General features: G+C 37.0%; 14 protein-coding genes. 5 read left to right on the top strand and 9 right to left on the bottom strand.

The features are described 5' to 3' along the window. Positions 1–20: 20 nt before the first annotated feature. The 5 genes from E4O04_RS08165 to aspS all read right to left on the bottom strand — a co-directional run bounded on the left by E4O04_RS08165 (position 21) and on the right by aspS (position 5,364). The gene (locus tag E4O04_RS08165) at positions 21–875 is read right to left on the bottom strand and encodes an NAD(+)/NADH kinase (RefSeq protein ID WP_253687805.1); all 855 of its coding nucleotides are present in this window, start codon (positions 873–875) and stop codon (positions 21–23) included. A gap of 42 nt (positions 876–917) precedes the next feature. Continuing rightward, the gene (locus tag E4O04_RS08160) at positions 918–1,943 is read right to left on the bottom strand and encodes a DegT/DnrJ/EryC1/StrS family aminotransferase (protein WP_253707244.1); all 1,026 of its coding nucleotides are present in this window, start codon (positions 1,941–1,943) and stop codon (positions 918–920) included. A 5-nt stretch (positions 1,944–1,948) separates the two neighbouring features. Then, on the bottom strand, positions 1,949–2,455 hold the full coding sequence (locus tag E4O04_RS08155; RefSeq protein WP_253687808.1) for a chemotaxis protein CheW: 507 nt from the start codon (positions 2,453–2,455) through the stop codon (positions 1,949–1,951). Between the two features lie 76 nt (positions 2,456–2,531). Then, positions 2,532–3,590: a tryptophan--tRNA ligase gene (gene trpS, locus E4O04_RS08150; RefSeq protein ID WP_253707242.1), complete on the bottom strand. Its 1,059-nt coding sequence runs from the start codon at positions 3,588–3,590 to the stop codon at positions 2,532–2,534. 10 nt (positions 3,591–3,600) lie between these two features. Continuing rightward, positions 3,601–5,364 (bottom strand): aspartate--tRNA ligase, encoded by a 1,764-nt coding sequence (aspS, locus tag E4O04_RS08145; protein ID WP_253710830.1) that lies wholly within the window; start codon positions 5,362–5,364, stop codon positions 3,601–3,603. A gap of 160 nt (positions 5,365–5,524) precedes the next feature. Here aspS and E4O04_RS08140 point away from each other — a divergent pair, with 160 nt between their 5' ends. After that, positions 5,525–6,028, top strand: coding sequence for a hypothetical protein (locus E4O04_RS08140; protein ID WP_253687811.1), 504 nt, complete (start codon positions 5,525–5,527; stop codon positions 6,026–6,028). A 113-nt stretch (positions 6,029–6,141) separates the two neighbouring features. Here E4O04_RS08140 and E4O04_RS08135 read toward each other — a convergent pair whose 3' ends face one another. Next, positions 6,142–6,894 (bottom strand): SIMPL domain-containing protein, encoded by a 753-nt coding sequence (locus tag E4O04_RS08135; protein ID WP_253687813.1) that lies wholly within the window; start codon positions 6,892–6,894, stop codon positions 6,142–6,144. 325 nt (positions 6,895–7,219) lie between these two features. On the opposite strand from E4O04_RS08135, the gene glgA reads away from it, so the two are divergent. The 4 genes from glgA to E4O04_RS08115 are packed head-to-tail and all read left to right on the top strand — an operon-like array spanning position 7,220 to position 12,922. Next, the gene (gene glgA / locus E4O04_RS08130; protein WP_253707240.1) at positions 7,220–8,695 is read left to right on the top strand and encodes a glycogen synthase GlgA; all 1,476 of its coding nucleotides are present in this window, start codon (positions 7,220–7,222) and stop codon (positions 8,693–8,695) included. 39 nt (positions 8,696–8,734) lie between these two features. After that, the gene (locus E4O04_RS08125; RefSeq protein ID WP_253687828.1) at positions 8,735–9,256 is read left to right on the top strand and encodes a DUF2062 domain-containing protein; all 522 of its coding nucleotides are present in this window, start codon (positions 8,735–8,737) and stop codon (positions 9,254–9,256) included. Between the two features lies 1 nt (position 9,257). Beyond that, entirely contained in the window at positions 9,258–11,507 is a 2,250-nt protein-coding gene (locus tag E4O04_RS08120; protein ID WP_253707239.1) for a TIGR03545 family protein, read from the top strand. Beyond that, positions 11,507–12,922: an NFACT RNA binding domain-containing protein gene (locus tag E4O04_RS08115; protein WP_253707238.1), complete on the top strand. Its 1,416-nt coding sequence runs from the start codon at positions 11,507–11,509 to the stop codon at positions 12,920–12,922. The genes E4O04_RS08120 and E4O04_RS08115 overlap by 1 nt, the downstream gene beginning before the upstream one ends. On the opposite strand, the gene E4O04_RS08110 is transcribed toward E4O04_RS08115, so the two are convergent. The 3 genes from E4O04_RS08110 to E4O04_RS08100 all read right to left on the bottom strand — a co-directional run bounded on the left by E4O04_RS08110 (position 12,917) and on the right by E4O04_RS08100 (position 15,578). After that, a complete protein-coding gene (locus tag E4O04_RS08110; protein WP_253707237.1) occupies positions 12,917–13,576 on the bottom strand; it encodes a metallophosphoesterase in 660 nt (219 codons plus the stop codon). The two genes, E4O04_RS08115 and E4O04_RS08110, sit on opposite strands and share 6 nt — an antisense overlap. A 3-nt stretch (positions 13,577–13,579) precedes the next feature. Then, the gene (locus E4O04_RS08105; RefSeq protein ID WP_253707236.1) at positions 13,580–14,431 is read right to left on the bottom strand and encodes a hypothetical protein; all 852 of its coding nucleotides are present in this window, start codon (positions 14,429–14,431) and stop codon (positions 13,580–13,582) included. Between the two features lie 289 nt (positions 14,432–14,720). Then, positions 14,721–15,578 (bottom strand): hypothetical protein, encoded by an 858-nt coding sequence (locus tag E4O04_RS08100; protein WP_253687836.1) that lies wholly within the window; start codon positions 15,576–15,578, stop codon positions 14,721–14,723. Positions 15,579–15,592 lie beyond the last annotated feature (14 nt).

The following is a 15,592-nucleotide window of genomic DNA, read 5'->3' as shown; positions in this document are numbered from 1 at the left end:
AATCAATTCAAGTTTTAGTGTCAACTCAATTTTGAAGATGAAGAGCCCGACCAGCCGAGTTTAGATCTCAGAGCCTTGTAAAAATTGTCGGGAGAGCAGCCGGCCATTTTTACCTTATTGGGAGACTCGCTTATTATAATTTCATCATCCTCTTTTAAAGAAACCATCTCTTGTCCGTCTATTGAAACGATGGTGTCTTTTGCCCTTGTAGGAAGAACTTTTATCTTCATCTGCCCTGATGAGGGGAGAACCAAGGGGCGGTTCGACAAGGAAAAGGGAGAAATAGGAGTTAAAACAAAGGCCGAGACATCCGGATCCAAGATGGGACCTCCTGAGGCTGCTGAATAGGCAGTCGAGCCTGTAGGAGTCGAAACGATAACCCCGTCAGCCCTAAAAATCCCGAATGAAATTCCGTTAAACGAAATATCCAGGTTTATCAGCTTTGCTATGCCGGAGCCTGAAACTACAATATCGTTTAGGGCCTCATATTTTACAATTTCTTTATTTTCCCGCCTTATTGAAGCAGAAAGGAGCATCCTTTCATGTAAATCCTCTTTTCCGTTTAAAAGGCGTAAAAGTTCGCCTTCCCATTCCTTGGGTTCAATATTTGCGATAAAGCCGAACCTTCCTAAGTTTATAGGAAAAACCGGAATATGCCGGGGAGCACTGTAACGGGCCGTAAATAAAACCGTACCGTCTCCGCCGAGGCTTATTGCAAGGTCATAGTCCTCATTTAATTCGGGAGAATGGGAGATGCCGTCATATTTGTATACAAAAGAATCGATTCCCCTTGCCGACAAAAAAGCCTCGATTTCTTTACAAATCTTTTTTGCATTGGGTTTTTCGATACTTAAAACTATAAGGGCCTTTTTCAAAATTCACATTCCTTAAAACTCGAAGCCTGATTTATAAAGAAACTAGGGCAGGGTAGCCAGTACTCTGGCAATCTCGGCCGATTTTTTTGCTCCCAATCGCGGATAGAGCGGAAAAAGCACACATCTCAGTAAAAGGGAAGAAGCATTTATAAGGCTTTCCTGATTTTCTTTTAAATACTCGACAGCCGAATTTTTAAAAGCAAGCTCTGTATCTATATCTTTTTTTGCCGCATATTTTTGTACATCCGAAACGCCCGAATTCAAAATAACGGGAAAAGAATAAACAGGATTTACCGTGTCTTCTTTTTGAGCTATCGTTTTATGCTTTCCCTGCATCAAAGAGCGTACATAGGACTCGTGCATTTCCTTACGCTGCTCCATGTTTTTTGCCATCTGTTTTAGCTGAACAAAGGCCAAGGATGCATTTATATCGGGTAATTGGTCTGTAATAGGAGCTTCATCGTAGAGTTTTTTTAAAACTATTGCGTTCCTTCTTTCGGGAGCCAATAATACGGCACCGCCCCCTCCGGTTAAAATATCTTTTTCTTCCAGTCCCAAGATAGAAAAAATACCCATGCTGCCTGCAAATTTTTCCTTATATGCCGCCCCTGCACTTTGCGAAATATCTTCTATTACGGGAATATTTAAGCTTAATATCTTTTCCATGTCGGGTAAAAAACCCAAGGTTTCGTGTAAGATAAGAACTCTCCCTCCTGTTTGTACGGCATTTTCAAGGCTTTCAAAGGACGGAAAAACGGAGTCGGCTTCTACATCAAGTACAATGGGCTTATAGCCTTGGCGGCTTAACTCTACATACTGCCAAGATGGCGCCAAACTCGAGATAATAACCGATGAGCCTGATTCAAGGTTTAAGGCCTTTAAGGCGTATGTTAAGGCTATGGCAGGGCTTCTTAAAGCGGCTGCTCCGGACGTTTGAAACACCTCGCAAACCTGCTTAATGAGTTTTTGGTTCATCTCGCCGGGACCTATTTTTTCCTCGACCATGCATGTAAGAACTGCATCCATTTCGGAACGTCTTATAGTTGAGCTGTAAACGGGTATTTTCATAATTTTTATAAATTGGTAATCTTTTGTAATTCTTTCGGATTGAATAATCTGTGAATATCCAAGATTATTAAATAGCCGGGATCACGCCTGACAACGCCGTTAATGTATTCCGCTCCGATACCTGCTATCATCTGAGGCGGAGGCTGTATTTCTTCTTTTTTTACATCAACAACACGGGCAACCCTGTCGATGATAATGCCTATCTTGTTATTCTCAATCTTTATGATTATAAAGCCTCCCAAAAATTCATCACCCTCATCCAAGGACGCTTTTTTTATGTGAAATCTCTTATGAAGACTTATTACCGGAATAATTTCGCTTCTTAAGTTGAAAATTCCTTCAACATAGTATGGAGCATTGGGGATAGGTCTTACATCCTGAACCCTGACTATTTGGTCAACGTCCATAATTTCTACACCGTAAAGTTCTTCTCCAAGTTGGAATGTAACTAATTTTAAGAGGTTATCGTTTTCAACCTTGACCTTTTTATTAAGGACTCCTGCATTTGCCATATAGTTTCTTCCTCCAATATCTTATGATATTACCACACATACACATAAAATTCAAGGGGAAAATGGATATGTATATTTAATTTTTTATCATTCCTTCAAAATAATTTATTTTCATTGCAGAGCGTACCGAATGGGTTGTAGCTGCGGCTTTTTCCCTTGCTTTTTTGGTGCCTTCAATCAGGATTTGATAAACCGAAGGGAGGTCTTTTTGAAAGGCTTCCCTTTTTTCTCTGATGGGCCTAAGTTCTTCCTGCAAAATATTGTTTAAGAATTTTTTTATTTTAACATCTCCGAGGCCGCCTTTTTGGTAATGTTCTTTTACCTCATCCAAGCACGAATAATCGCTCCAAAACTCGGGGAAGTGCTCGTTTCGGGCAAAGGCATCAAGATAGGTAAAGACGGGGTTTCCTTCAACCTTTCCGGGATCTTCCACTCGGAGATGATTCGGGTCGGTAAACATTCCCATTACCTTCTTTTTTATTTCTTCGTGGCTGTCCGATATATAAATACAGTTACCGAGGGACTTACTCATCTTAGCCTTTCCGTCAGTTCCGGGAAGCCGTCCGCAGGTCTTGTTCGAGGGCAAAAGCTCCTTAGGTTCTACCAAGGTTTCCCCATAAAGGGAATTAAAGGAGCGGACTATTTCGCGGGTTTGCTCAATCATCGGCATTTGGTCTTCGCCTACGGGAACGGTATTTGCCAAAAAGGCGGTAATATCGGCTGCCTGGCTTATAGGGTAGGTTAAAAAGCCTACAGGGATACCGGCATTAAAGCCCCTCATTTTAATCTCATTTTTTACCGTCGGATTCCGCTCAAGGCGGGCAAGGGTTACGAGGTTCATATAATAAAAGGTAAGCTCGCAAAGCTCAGGGATTTGAGTCTGCACAAGGATTGTCGATTTTTGAGGATCGATTCCGCAGGCAAGATAATCCAAGGTAACTTCCACAACACTGGACCTAACCTTTTCAAGATTATCCGCATTGTCGGTCGTAGCCTGTGCATCCGCAATCATAATATAAATTTCGTCGTATTTACCCGAATTTTGCAAGGCAACCCTGTTTTTTAATGAACCGACATAGTGCCCTATATGAAGTTTTCCTGTGGGTCTATCCCCGGTCAAAATAATATTTTTCATTAAAAAGTCCTTATCCCTTAATCGCTAAATGCAATTCATCCAGCTGCTTTTGGTCAACTTCGCTTGGGCTGTCGTCCATGGGGCTTACTGCAAAGGAGTTTTTGGGGAAGGCGATTACTTCTTTTATCGAGGTTTCGCCTGCCATAATCATAACGATGCGGTCAAGACCGGGAGCAATGCCTCCATGGGGCGGGGCTCCGTATTTAAAGGCTTCGGTTAAAAAGCCGAACTTCTTTTCCGCTTCGCTTTCATCAAAACCGACAATCTTAAAGATACGCTTTTGCAATTCGGGATTATGAATTCTTATCGAACCTGAGGCTACCTCATATCCGTTTAAAACGAGGTCGTAAAGGTCGCCTTTTACGGGTTCGGGGTTTTCTTCCATTGTCGGAATATATTTTTCCTGAGGGGCCGAGAACATGTGATGAGCCGGATCCCACTTGTTTTCTTCCTCGTTCCATTCAAAGAGGGGAAAGTCTACAATCCAGACAAATTTAAACTCGGCGGGGTTTAAAAGTCCCAAGTCCTTTCCGAGCTTGCTTCTAACGGCACCCAAGGCTGTGCAGGCAATCTTGTATTTGTCCGCTACAAAGAGAATTAAGTCGCCTTTCTCGGCTCCGAGCTTTGAGCAAATTTCCGCTTCCTTTCCTTCAAAGAATTTTGAAATACCGCCCTCAAGTTTTGAAGCGGATTCCGTTACCTTAATCCAAGCCAAACCCTTAGCCTTGTATATTTTGGCGGCGGCTTCAAGCTCTTCAATCTTTTTGCGGCTGTAGGCTTCCGCCTGTCCCTTTACTACCAAGGCCTTGACGGCTCCGCCTGAAGAAAGAGCATCTTTGAAAACTGCAAAGTTTCCGATTTCTGCCATAAAGGCTGCGTTCTGCATCTTCATTTCAAAACGCAAATCTGGCTTATCGGTTCCGTAAATGTCGATAGCCTCGTCATAGCTTAGCCGCTCGAAGTTTTTAGGAAGGTCTACATTTATGCTCTTTTTAAAAGCATACTGCATCATGCCCTCGGTCAAGTTTAAAACATCTTCGCGGGAGGCAAAGCTCATCTCAAGGTCAATTTGAGTAAACTCAGGCTGCCTGTCGCCGCGGGCATCTTCGTCGCGGTAGCAGCGTGCAATCTGAAAATATTTATCGAAGCCCGAAACCATTAAAATCTGCTTATAAATCTGCGGAGATTGAGGCAGGGCATAGAATTTTCCCGGGTAAAGACGGGAGGGGACGAGATAGTCGCGTGCTCCTTCCGGTGTGGACTTAATAAAGGTCGGAGTTTCAATTTCCAAAAATTCCTTTGAGGTTAAAAACTCCCGCACCGCAAAGGCGAATTTGGAGCGCAAAATAATATGCTCCTGCATCGCCTTTGAACGTAAGTCCAAATACCTGTATTTAAGACGCAAATCTTCATTTGCGTTTGTTTTTTCGTCAATTTGAAAAGGAAGTACCTCGCTTTTTGAAAGCACTTCAATCTTTAATGCCTTAACTTCGATTTCTCCGGTTGCCATTTCCCTGTTTATCATAGAATCGGGGCGCAGCCTTACAAGCCCCTCAACGGCTATACAAAATTCCTGTTTGAGGCTTACTGCAAGGGCCTTTAATTCTTCGCTTGCATCATCGTCTACAACAACTTGGGTCAAACCGTAACGGTCGCGTAAATTTAAAAAAGTAATACCGCCGTGATCCCTTTTTCGGTGAATCCAGCCGTTTAAAACAACAGTCTTTCCTGCAAAATCCTTATTTAAGCCGCCGCAGGTTACGGTTCTTTGCATTTTTTCCATAATTGAGTATTATAGTAAAAATACAAAAGCTATGCAATAGGGAGAAAATTATAACTTTAGTATAAATTATAAGAGGTCTTGTAAAAGCTTCTTGTTTAGTTTATTATGGGAAAACCGATGTTAGCTTCATTGGACCTTTAAGGAGACGTTTATGAGTAAGCTGATGATCCTATTTATTATCTTAAACCTGATATTTTATATTTTTATAATTTTTTTTCACATTTTACCCTTATTTAATTTGGGAAAACCGATAAATAAATCAAAAAAATATTTTGGAAAAAAGATAATTTCGTTTAAAAAAAAGAAAATTATGAATAAACAAAATATTTCCCTTTCGCTTTTTACCATACCTATAATGTATATTTGTTTTACGGTACAGGATAATATGCTCATCAAAATTATAGGTTTTGCCCTTCAATCATTGATTTTACTCTTTGTAGTATATAAGTACTCTAACTCGGCCGGTGTTTACGAAAACGGGCTTATTTACGGGGATTTTTTAACATGGGACAAGATTCATTCTTGGAAGACTGAAAGTAACGGAAAAATCTCCTTGCTCTTAAAAAACGGCTTTAATATCACTATTGAAGAAGAAATCGATACCGAAGCCTTGTCTAAAATTTTAGAGGAAAAACTGGGATTTTCCAAAGGGTAGTTTTGGAAGTATATTTTTAAAGCAAGAAGCCAATGTTTTGTATTAAAAACATTGGCTTCTTTGAATTAAGTGAAAGTATAAAAAGTAATATTTTTAAGCTTCCGGAACTAAGACTATTCCAACTCAAAAACAATGCTTATTTCTGCAGAAACTTCAATTTGTCCCATGGGCGAAAAATTTCCGTCTGCAGCCTCATCGTAGGCTGCTTCTTTTAAATTATTGGCAATATAGGCTCCTGTATAACCGCGGGGTGACATTCCTGACGGATTTTCGCTTATGCTTATTATCTTTCCTAAAGAAAGAGGTTTTCCTCCATTGGGAGCTGCCTTACAAAGGAGGATGGCTTTTTCTTCGGCGGCTTTTACTGCCGTAACTCTTGCCTCGTCCATAAGCTTTTTCATGTCGGCAACAGAAAAACCTACATTGTAAATTCTATCTACGCCCGTATTTAAAAGATCCGTTAAAAAAACTTCGTAATCTTCAATCTTTGTAAGAAGGACTGCTATATTTTGGACAACCTCATAGCCGTCAAAGTCCTGATAACCGTTATCTCTGTATCTGTATCTGGGGTTAATATTTACGCGTTCAATGCTGATATTTTTCTGCTCAATTTTATACTTTTCAAAAAGCTCTTTTAATTTTAAAATAGCATCATCGTTTTTATTTTTTGCTTCAGATAAGTCCTTATCCTTTGAAAAAACCGAAAAAGAAATCGAAACCTGATCGGGGGATTTTAAAATTGCAGAACGCCCTGTAACGCTTATAAAACGATTTTCGTTTACTGCAGGACTACATGCATTAAACAAAACAAAACTTATACATAAAACGGCAATAAGTTTTATGCCCTTAATGATAGAATCTTTCATAAAGCCTCCAAATTGCGCACTTGCAAAAAGGTAAAAAAGTTCTTTGTAAGTGTACAGTAAAAACAACAAAATTTTGACCGATAAAGTTACGATTTTTTATTTTTAGTCTTTAAAAATCAATAAAACTATGCTATCATTTAAATAGGAAAAAGTTTTTATGGAGTTATAATAAACAGCTAGGTAGGAATTCTACCTCGCTGTTTATTTTCGAGTTTGCCTTTCAGGCAAACATCGTTATATTGTATGCGGTTTGAGAACAAACCGCTTGAAAAAACTTTTTGTAAGGATTTGATAATCCTTACAAAAAGTTTTTATGGAGGAACTTATGAAAATAATGATGGTTACAAGCGAGCTTGTTCCATTTGCAAAGGTAGGAGGACTGGCTGATGCCGTTACAGCCTTATCAATAGCTCTTGCAAAAAAGGGACATGATGTCAGAATAGTAATGCCGCGTTATTATAAGATTGATCGAAAAAACTTAAAACAAATTCCGGGAGCAATGGCTGTTCATTTAGGCCCTTATGAACATTGGGTAGGAGTTTATGAGTCACACCTGCCTTCTCCAAAGGTAAAGGTTTATTTTATAGACCATGAACAAGCCTTCGGCAGGGATGGTGTTTACGGTTCTTCTTTTGAGCCGGATTTTTCGGATAATACAAAGAGATTTTCGCTTTTAGCCCATGCAGCTTTTCAAGTTTGCCGAAAACAGGGATGGATTCCCGACATTGTACATGCCCATGATTGGGCCACAGGCTTAGTACCCGTACTTTTACGCTTTACCGAAAAAAATACCGAATTTAAAAATACGGCAAGTATTTTTACTATTCATAATATGGGCTATCAAGGTGTTTATTCAAAGCATACCTTCCCGGATACCGGTCTTGATTGGAGCGATTTTTACAGTACAGGTTTTGAAGACTGGGATAGAATAAATTTTTTAAAAGCAGCCCTTGTTTCATCGGATATGCTTACCACAGTTTCTCCTACCTATGCGGAAGAAATTAAACGCCCCGAATTCGGCTTTAGGATGGACGGTATTTTGCGTTACAGGGAAAAAGAACTGATAGGAATTTTAAACGGGGTAGATACCTCAATCTGGAATCCGTCAAAAGACGAGTATATTCCTTATCGATATAATTCTAAGACTCTTGAAGAAAAAGAAAAAAATAAGGCTGTTCTACAGGAAAGACTTGGTCTTGAAATTGACCCTTCTATCCCGATTTTTGGAATGATAAGCCGATTGGTTGATCAAAAAGGAATTTCCGAGCTTTTCGGACCGATGTACGGCTCGGCCTTTAAGATATGTTCCGATATAAAACTGCAAATGGTTGTATTAGGAGCAGGGGAATCTTGGTGCGAGAAGGAGCTTAATTTTCTTTCCCAAAGATTGCCTAATTTTAGGGCTTATATAGGTTATAATGAAGAACTAAGCCATCTGATTGAAGCCGGAAGCGATTTTTTCTTAATGCCTTCACGATATGAACCATGCGGCTTAAACCAAATGTATTCTCTTATTTACGGAACCTTGCCTATTGTCCGAAAAACAGGAGGGCTTGCAGACACTGTAGAAAACTATAATGAAGAAACGGGAGAGGGGACAGGTTTTGTTCTTGAATACTTGAGCCCGCAAAGCATCTATGATACGGTCGGCTGGGCAACTTATGCATGGTATAATAAAAAAGATCATATAAAAAAGATGAGAACCAAGGCCATGGGTAAAAAGTTCGGATGGACCATAGCTGCGGAAAAATATCTAAAAGTATATGCTGATGCTATTGAAAAAAAAGCTTCCATGCTATAGACTAAAGAAAAAAGGAGGAGGTTTTAAAACCTTATTTCTATGATAAAATATGTAACTTCATTTTTTAAAGCCATTAACGCAAATGCTCATCCGGGTGATATAGCCCACGCTGCGGCCCTAGGTCTTTTTTTGGCAATATTGCCTAAAAATAATCTAACATTTACATTCTTGTTTTTTTTATCTATTTTTATCCGCATAAATAAAGGTGCATTTTTTTTATCCTTTATTTTGTTCGGATTTATAACTCCTTTTATGGATGTGCTGATAAATAATATAGGATTTTGGGTAGTGCAGCTGCCTTTTTTACACCCCATATTTTTAATCCTGGAAAACATTCCCTTTGTAGCTCTTTTTAAGCTTTCAAATACAATGGTTTTAGGCGGTATAGTTTGGGGACTTATACTGTATACCCCTGTATACATCTTAACAAGAATTATAACTGCTAAATATCGAAAATATATGCAGCCGGCTGTAGGAAATGCAAAGGGGGTAGGTATTTTAGGTAAGATACCTATTCTTCGTCATTTAACAAAAATATCTGATATAAAGGACAATTTCTAGTATGGAAGATAAAAATAAAGAATCATTGCAAAAAGATGAACTAAAATCCGCCAAGAAGGCTGCTAAAGAAGCAAAAAAACTTGAAAAGGTAAAAAGACTTTTTAAAAAGCGGTATACAAAAAGATCTCTTAATCGAAAAATTTACAAAAAGATTTTTATTCCGGCGGATAAAGATTTTATCCGAGGTTTTATAGTTTCGAGCATAGATGAAAAGACAAACAAAGAGTACTTTGAATTCGATAAGACAAAGATTAACGATAAAAATCAACTAAAGCGGATAAACAAAATAGCTTTAGAAATAGGCAGACAAAAGGGAAGGGTGAATATTCCGGCAGTATTGGCTGCCCTGGCTTGTGTTTTTGCCGTTCTATTCTTTGTATATATTTTTAGAAACGCGTTGGCAAAAAAAATAGTTGTAGGAGCTTCCGAAGCAGCCTTCGGTGCAAAATGCGAGGTTAGCCTTGTAGACTTCGATTTATTTAAAACACGATTTAGAATTCAAGGATATAAGGTTGCAAACAAAAATCAGCCTATGCGTAATTTATTCGAGATTAAAAATATAGACTTTTATTTTAATCTTTTGGAATTAAGCCGCGGAAAATTTGTTGCAGAAAATATGGCTATAGAAGGTTTTACATGGAATACGGCACGGAAAACCTCAGGAGCCTTACCGCCTAAAAAACAAAAACCTGTCGATCCCAATAAAAAACCTAATCCCATTACCGAACTTATAAATGATGAAGTTAAAAAGGTACAATCGCAAATATCGGTAGACAGCGGTTTAAAAGCCGTTCAAGACCAAATAGATCCGAGAAAAATTCTTGAACGAGAAAAAGCGGCCTTTAAAACTCCGGAAATTACAGAGAAAATAATAAACTCCGTAGACCCGATGGCTCAAAAATGGATTAAGACTAAAGATGATGTAGAAAAGCAAGTTGTAGATACGGTTGAAGCTGTTCAAAAATTAATAGCCATAGATATAAATAAGATTAATGATATAAAACAGTTGCAAGAGTTAATCGAAGTTATTCAAAAAGTGGTTAAAACAGGACAAGATGATTTTAATTTGGCAAACCGCCTTTTTAACGATGTTCAAAACGACATTAAAGATGTTGACCGTATGGCACGGGATGCAGGTGCTGCGGTTAAAAACGATATAAACCGCTTAAATAAAATCGCAGGGCAAATAAAGTCCATAAATGTCGACACCGGAAAAAAACTTATTGCTGATCTTATAAATACCTTTATTGTAAGAACATTGGGAGTATATTATCCCTATTTTGCACAAGGAATGGACCTTTTACAAAGCTCACAAAAGCGGCCTAAACAAGAAAAAGAGCTTACATTAGCTCAAAAATCAAGGGCTATGGAACGCCTTCCCGGTAAGACTTTTATATTCGGAAAAGATTCGGTTCCTACTTTCTTGATAAGAAATATTTCGCTTTCAGGTCATCATCCGGAAAAAGATGTTTTTACAATCGGCGGAACAGCAAAGGCTATAACCAATGATTACGACAAGCTAGGGCTGCCGCTTACAATCAATTTAAATGCAGCCCATGGAAAATTAAAGGAAACTGCAGAAGGCATAATCGATTTGCGTTCATATACCAAGGAACTTGTAGATACGGGCTTTACGTTTGAGGGCTTGGATATGGATATACCTTCGCCTGCAGATGCCGTTCCTGCTCTTACAGGTATCTTAAAAACCGGAGGCGGTGTAAAGGTATCGAAAAATAAGGATGTGGTTATCGATGCAAATATGGAAATAATGAAAAGCGTTCTTACCGTTCAAAAGTTTGAACCTGCCTTTGTTTTTGAAATATACCAAAATGTCTTATCGGATATTAAAAAGATTAATGTAAAAACACTACTTACAATTAATAAGGGAGAAAGGTTTAAACTTGATGTTGATACAGATGTCGATAATCAGATAGCCGCAGCCTTAAAAAAAGAATTTGCAAGACAGGTTGAAAAGGTAAAAGCAGAGCTCATAAGGCAGGGACAAAAATGGCTTGATGAACAAAAAGAAATTTACAAAAAAGAAATCGACACCTTTATGTCTGCAGCTAATAAGGCTAAAAAACTTCTTGATGACGTAAAAAATTACGAAAAAATATTGGAAAAAAAGAAGGCTGAAGCCGAAAAACGCATAAAAGATATTGCTGCAGGAAAGATAAAAGATGTCCAAAACGAGGTAAAAAAAGAAGCTGAAAATAAGGTAAAAGATATTTTTAAAGGATTCGGTTTTTAATGTCCTTAAACAATAAAGAAATAGATCTGATACTTGAAGAGCTAAAGTTAGAGGGCTGTTTTATTCAAAAGATAATTCAGCCCTCTTATACAGCCTTGGTCTTTTATCTATACAAAGATAAACCCATGACTCTTTTTATTTCTCTTGATGCAGGTTCTTGCCGGCTTCATTCTACACGTAAAAAGATTCCAAAATTCGATAAGCCTATGCGTTTTATGGAGCTTTTAAAGTCCCGAATAAAAGGTGGAAAAATATTAAAAGCAGAACACCTAAACGAAGACAGAATCATCCGCCTTCACATTGCAAGCGGTGCAGGAGTGTTTTTTTTATATTTAAGACTATGGAGCGGAGCTGCAAACATAGTTTTAACAGATGAAAATAATCTTATAATAGACGCTTTTTACCGCCGCCCTAATAGGGGCGAAATATCAGGGGGAACTTGGGTAACTCCTGCTCCACAAAAAATAAAAAAACAAGATTATTCCGTTCGTGACTATGATAAAACGAAAAGTTTTAATGCAGCCATCGAAGATTGGTATATAAATAATGCACCTAAGGCTTCAAAAGAAGCTATGTTGGACGAGGCTGAAAATCTTTACGGCTCTAAAATTTTAAGAATCGAAAAAGCCATTTTAAAACTGAAGGCAAAAAAAGAAGAATTTTTAAATGCTCAAAGTTTAAAAAATGCAGGAGATTTGCTTTTTTCAAACCTTCATCTGATAAAAAAGGGAATGAATTTTGTTGAGCTTGAAGATTACACAAAAAACGGCACAAAAATAAGTATCAGCTTGGATCCTTTAAAAACGCCTCAAGAAAATGCGAATCTCTACTACGAAAAATATAAAAAAGCAGTTTCAGGTTTGGATGCCTTGAAAGAAGATATTCTGTCGGCAGAAAAAGAAATAGAAAAACTAAAAGAAAAGATAGAAAAAATTAAAACTGAAGAAAATCCGTATTTAATTCAAAAAATTCTTCAAAAAGAAAAAATTCCGGTTCAGCAAAAAAATAAAAATACAAGATCAGCTCCCGGATTAAAGTTCTTTTCGGAAGGCTGGACAATTTTAGTAGGCCGCACGGCCGCCGAAAACGATGAGCTTTTACGGCATTTTGTTAAGGGAGCAGACCTTTGGCTTCATACAAGGGATTATGCAGGCGGTTATGTTTTTATAAAGGCTAGGGCAGGGAAGAGCATCCCCTTGCCTATTTTGATTAAGGCCGGAAACCTTGCAGTATTTTATTCAAAAGCAAGAAAAAATGCGCAAGCCGATCTATATACCACTCAGGTAAAATACTTACGCAGAGCAAAAAACGCACCCAAAGGAACCGTTCTTCCGGCTCACGAAAAAAATCTGTCAATAAAATTAGATGAAAAAATTTTAAAAGAGCTGGAAGAAGAAAAAATATCGGCTTTATAAGTTTTTAAATTCTACTGACGGCTTTTTATTTTTACTCATTGTTAAAATTCCGTAACTTTTATTTGAGCCCATTCTCGGTCTTGAAGCCGAGCCGGGATTTACCAAAAATATCCCGTTTACTTCTTCTATTAGGGGAACATGGGTGTGGCCGAATACGGCAAGAGTGCAAGATTGTTCTTGTAAAAAATTTAAAAGAGTGTCTAACTCAAAATCGACATAGAACTCATGACCGTGAGTTAAAAGAATTTTTTTTCTGCAAACTTCTAAAAAAATAATTTCACAAAATTCCAAATGCTGTTCGGGATTTTTTTTAAAGCCGAAGCCTGATCCTGTTTTTCCTGCATCCAGATTTAAAACATATTTTTTTGAATCACAATTTCCCATAACAAGGGCCGCTACAGGAGGCATGCAATCCATAAGCTCTTTTTCATATTGTGAAATTGTTATATAATTTAAAAAATCTGCAAGACCGTCTCCTGAAAATAAAACGGCATCGGATTTAGCTCCTTCACGGTCTAAGATATTAATTATAGTATCTTCATTACCGTGTGTGTCCGAGATCAAAATAAGGCGGGCTTTTTCGGCAGATTTTAGCTTTTCAAGAGCTTCAGGCGATGCAAAAATTCCTTTATCAAAGTACTCCAAAGAGCTCACAGTCTAAGCACCTCCCTCAAGTTTATCCGGATTGATAATTCCGTCTGAATCCGTTTCGCTTTCATCTGAATTTGCTTCATCATCCGAAATATCCGTTTCTTGACTTTCATCAAGATCCTTATAAATTAAAAGATATCTATGAGATTGAAGCCCCGTATCGGAATCCGTATATGGTTTAATTGTATAATGATCAGTAAAAAGCTCCTTACCCAATATTGTCTGTGCCGTAAAAAAAGCCTGTCGAAATTCCTCTATCGGAAAAATCTTTATGTCTTTGTTATGAGCGTTTATATCCTCACCGGCAAAGATTGCTGCTATAAGTAATAGCATAAGCTCATCATCGCTTATAATAAAATCTTTTTCTTCACTTAATAGTTGTTTAGGAATTTGAAAATCAACTACAATATCCGAAGCCGCTTCTAAGGGCAGAATTTCGTCCATAGGCAAAAGGCTTATTATCGCAAGATTAGGATTATTTTCTGCAGCCTGAATAAGGTAACGGCCTCCGCCTTCGGGTATGCCCATTGAAATAAGTATTGTGGTTTTTTGTTCTTCAATCTTCTCGTTTATCATTCTAAGACGGGGAAGTCTGCTTCTTTTAACCATATCGGAATAGGGTAAAACCTGAACATGAGAATCGGGGTTTCCAAGGTCGTACTCACTTTCAAGATACTTTAAAATATCTTTCCTCTCATAATAATCTTTTCCAAGAACAATTAGGATATTGTTTTTTATAATTCTTTTAGGTTTTATCTTCTCATAAACAACTTCGTCTTCATTATTATTGTTACACGAAATAAAAGCCGCAGAGAGGACACATATAAAAATCAAAAAAATTAACAGTCTCTTTTTCATAATGATTCTAAAAAAGTATATCAAAATTTTAGGATAAAGGAAAGAGGAGGCGAAAACTTTTAATAAAAACACTTAATCTCATTAAAATCTCCACATAAGTAGACAGAACATACATTATAGGAAGTTTTATAAAAGCCTTTTTACAAGAAGTTTAACTTATGTGTTTTTGTAATTTTTACTTTAATATTTTCCCATTTAAAAACCTAATACATTTTATTAAGATGTATACTTTTTATATAAATAATTTAATAACTTAGTATAAAAATATATACATGTTTATAAAAGCTATCTATATCTGCTTTACAATCCAATGTTTTGAATATTTATTTTTTAAGTTTTTATATTTTTGTTCTTTTATTTTTTTATCCTTTTCCAGCTGCCAAAAGTATACTTGAAAAGGAATAAAATCAGGATATATATCTACAATATTGTCGACTAATTCTGAAGCCTGTTCAGAATTACCCATATTTATAAAAGTTTCTATCATCCATAAAAAAATTAATGGATGAGCAAGGTCTTTATTAAAACGCGTTAAGTATGTGTTTAATACCATCTGTAAATTTGTAAAATCAATAAGGGGATTCTTTATTGATTGAAGACCATAATATAAAAATATTCCGTAAATAATATCCCTGTTTTCATTTTTTATATCTGTACTTGCCTGCATTGTTTTATTAATTAATTTGTTTAACTTATCACTTGTATACGGATTTTCATTACCATTAAAAAGCTTGTAAAAATCTTCCAAATATTTATCGATATTATTTTTAGAGCTTTTTTTATTATATTTTGAATCCGTTATTACCCATGCCGGCAAGATTGGATGAGGCGCACTAATATTTATTTTTCCGTCACCATTCATATCGTATAGATAGATTTCCTTTCCGTTTACATATTGGGTAACACCAACCAACTTATTTTCGGATGCCAAAAATTTTGTATCTTCTTTTGTAACAACTTCCTTATACCCTATTATTTCTTGAAACCCGTCAGGCATTTTTATTAATTGAACCCTGCCGATAAAATACCCGGGAGGATTTTTTTTTGTAAAAGCTGCTATGTCATCTTCTACTTCAAAAGAATAATTTTGAGAATATATCCCAAAAACACAAAAAATAAATAAAATCGATATAAAATATTTACGCATATTTTTCCTCCATG

The organism is Treponema sp. OMZ 799 (assembly GCF_024181365.1).
In the GTDB taxonomy this organism is placed as follows: domain Bacteria; phylum Spirochaetota; class Spirochaetia; order Treponematales; family Treponemataceae; genus Treponema_B.
The sequence above is the reverse complement of the archived record's forward strand: the minus strand, read 5'-3'. Positions and strand labels throughout refer to the sequence as shown.

Bases quoted from the DNA above. Each gene is read 5' to 3' on its own strand.
- E4O04_RS08125 (WP_253687828.1), top strand. From the start codon at position 8,735: ATGATAAAATATGTAACTTCATTTTTTAAAGCCATTAACGCAAATGCT.
- E4O04_RS08155 (WP_253687808.1), bottom strand. From the start codon at position 2,455: ATGGCAAATGCAGGAGTCCTTAATAAAAAGGTCAAGGTTGAAAACGAT.
- E4O04_RS08115 (WP_253707238.1), top strand. From the start codon at position 11,507: ATGTCCTTAAACAATAAAGAAATAGATCTGATACTTGAAGAGCTAAAG.
- E4O04_RS08105 (WP_253707236.1), bottom strand. From the start codon at position 14,431: ATGAAAAAGAGACTGTTAATTTTTTTGATTTTTATATGTGTCCTCTCT.
- E4O04_RS08160 (WP_253707244.1), bottom strand. From the start codon at position 1,943: ATGAAAATACCCGTTTACAGCTCAACTATAAGACGTTCCGAAATGGAT.
- E4O04_RS08140 (WP_253687811.1), top strand. From the start codon at position 5,525: ATGAGTAAGCTGATGATCCTATTTATTATCTTAAACCTGATATTTTAT.
- trpS (WP_253707242.1), bottom strand. From the start codon at position 3,590: ATGAAAAATATTATTTTGACCGGGGATAGACCCACAGGAAAACTTCAT.
- E4O04_RS08120 (WP_253707239.1), top strand. From the start codon at position 9,258: ATGGAAGATAAAAATAAAGAATCATTGCAAAAAGATGAACTAAAATCC.
- aspS (WP_253710830.1), bottom strand. From the start codon at position 5,364: ATGCAAAGAACCGTAACCTGCGGCGGCTTAAATAAGGATTTTGCAGGA.
- E4O04_RS08135 (WP_253687813.1), bottom strand. From the start codon at position 6,894: ATGAAAGATTCTATCATTAAGGGCATAAAACTTATTGCCGTTTTATGT.
- glgA (WP_253707240.1), top strand. From the start codon at position 7,220: ATGAAAATAATGATGGTTACAAGCGAGCTTGTTCCATTTGCAAAGGTA.
- E4O04_RS08100 (WP_253687836.1), bottom strand. From the start codon at position 15,578: ATGCGTAAATATTTTATATCGATTTTATTTATTTTTTGTGTTTTTGGG.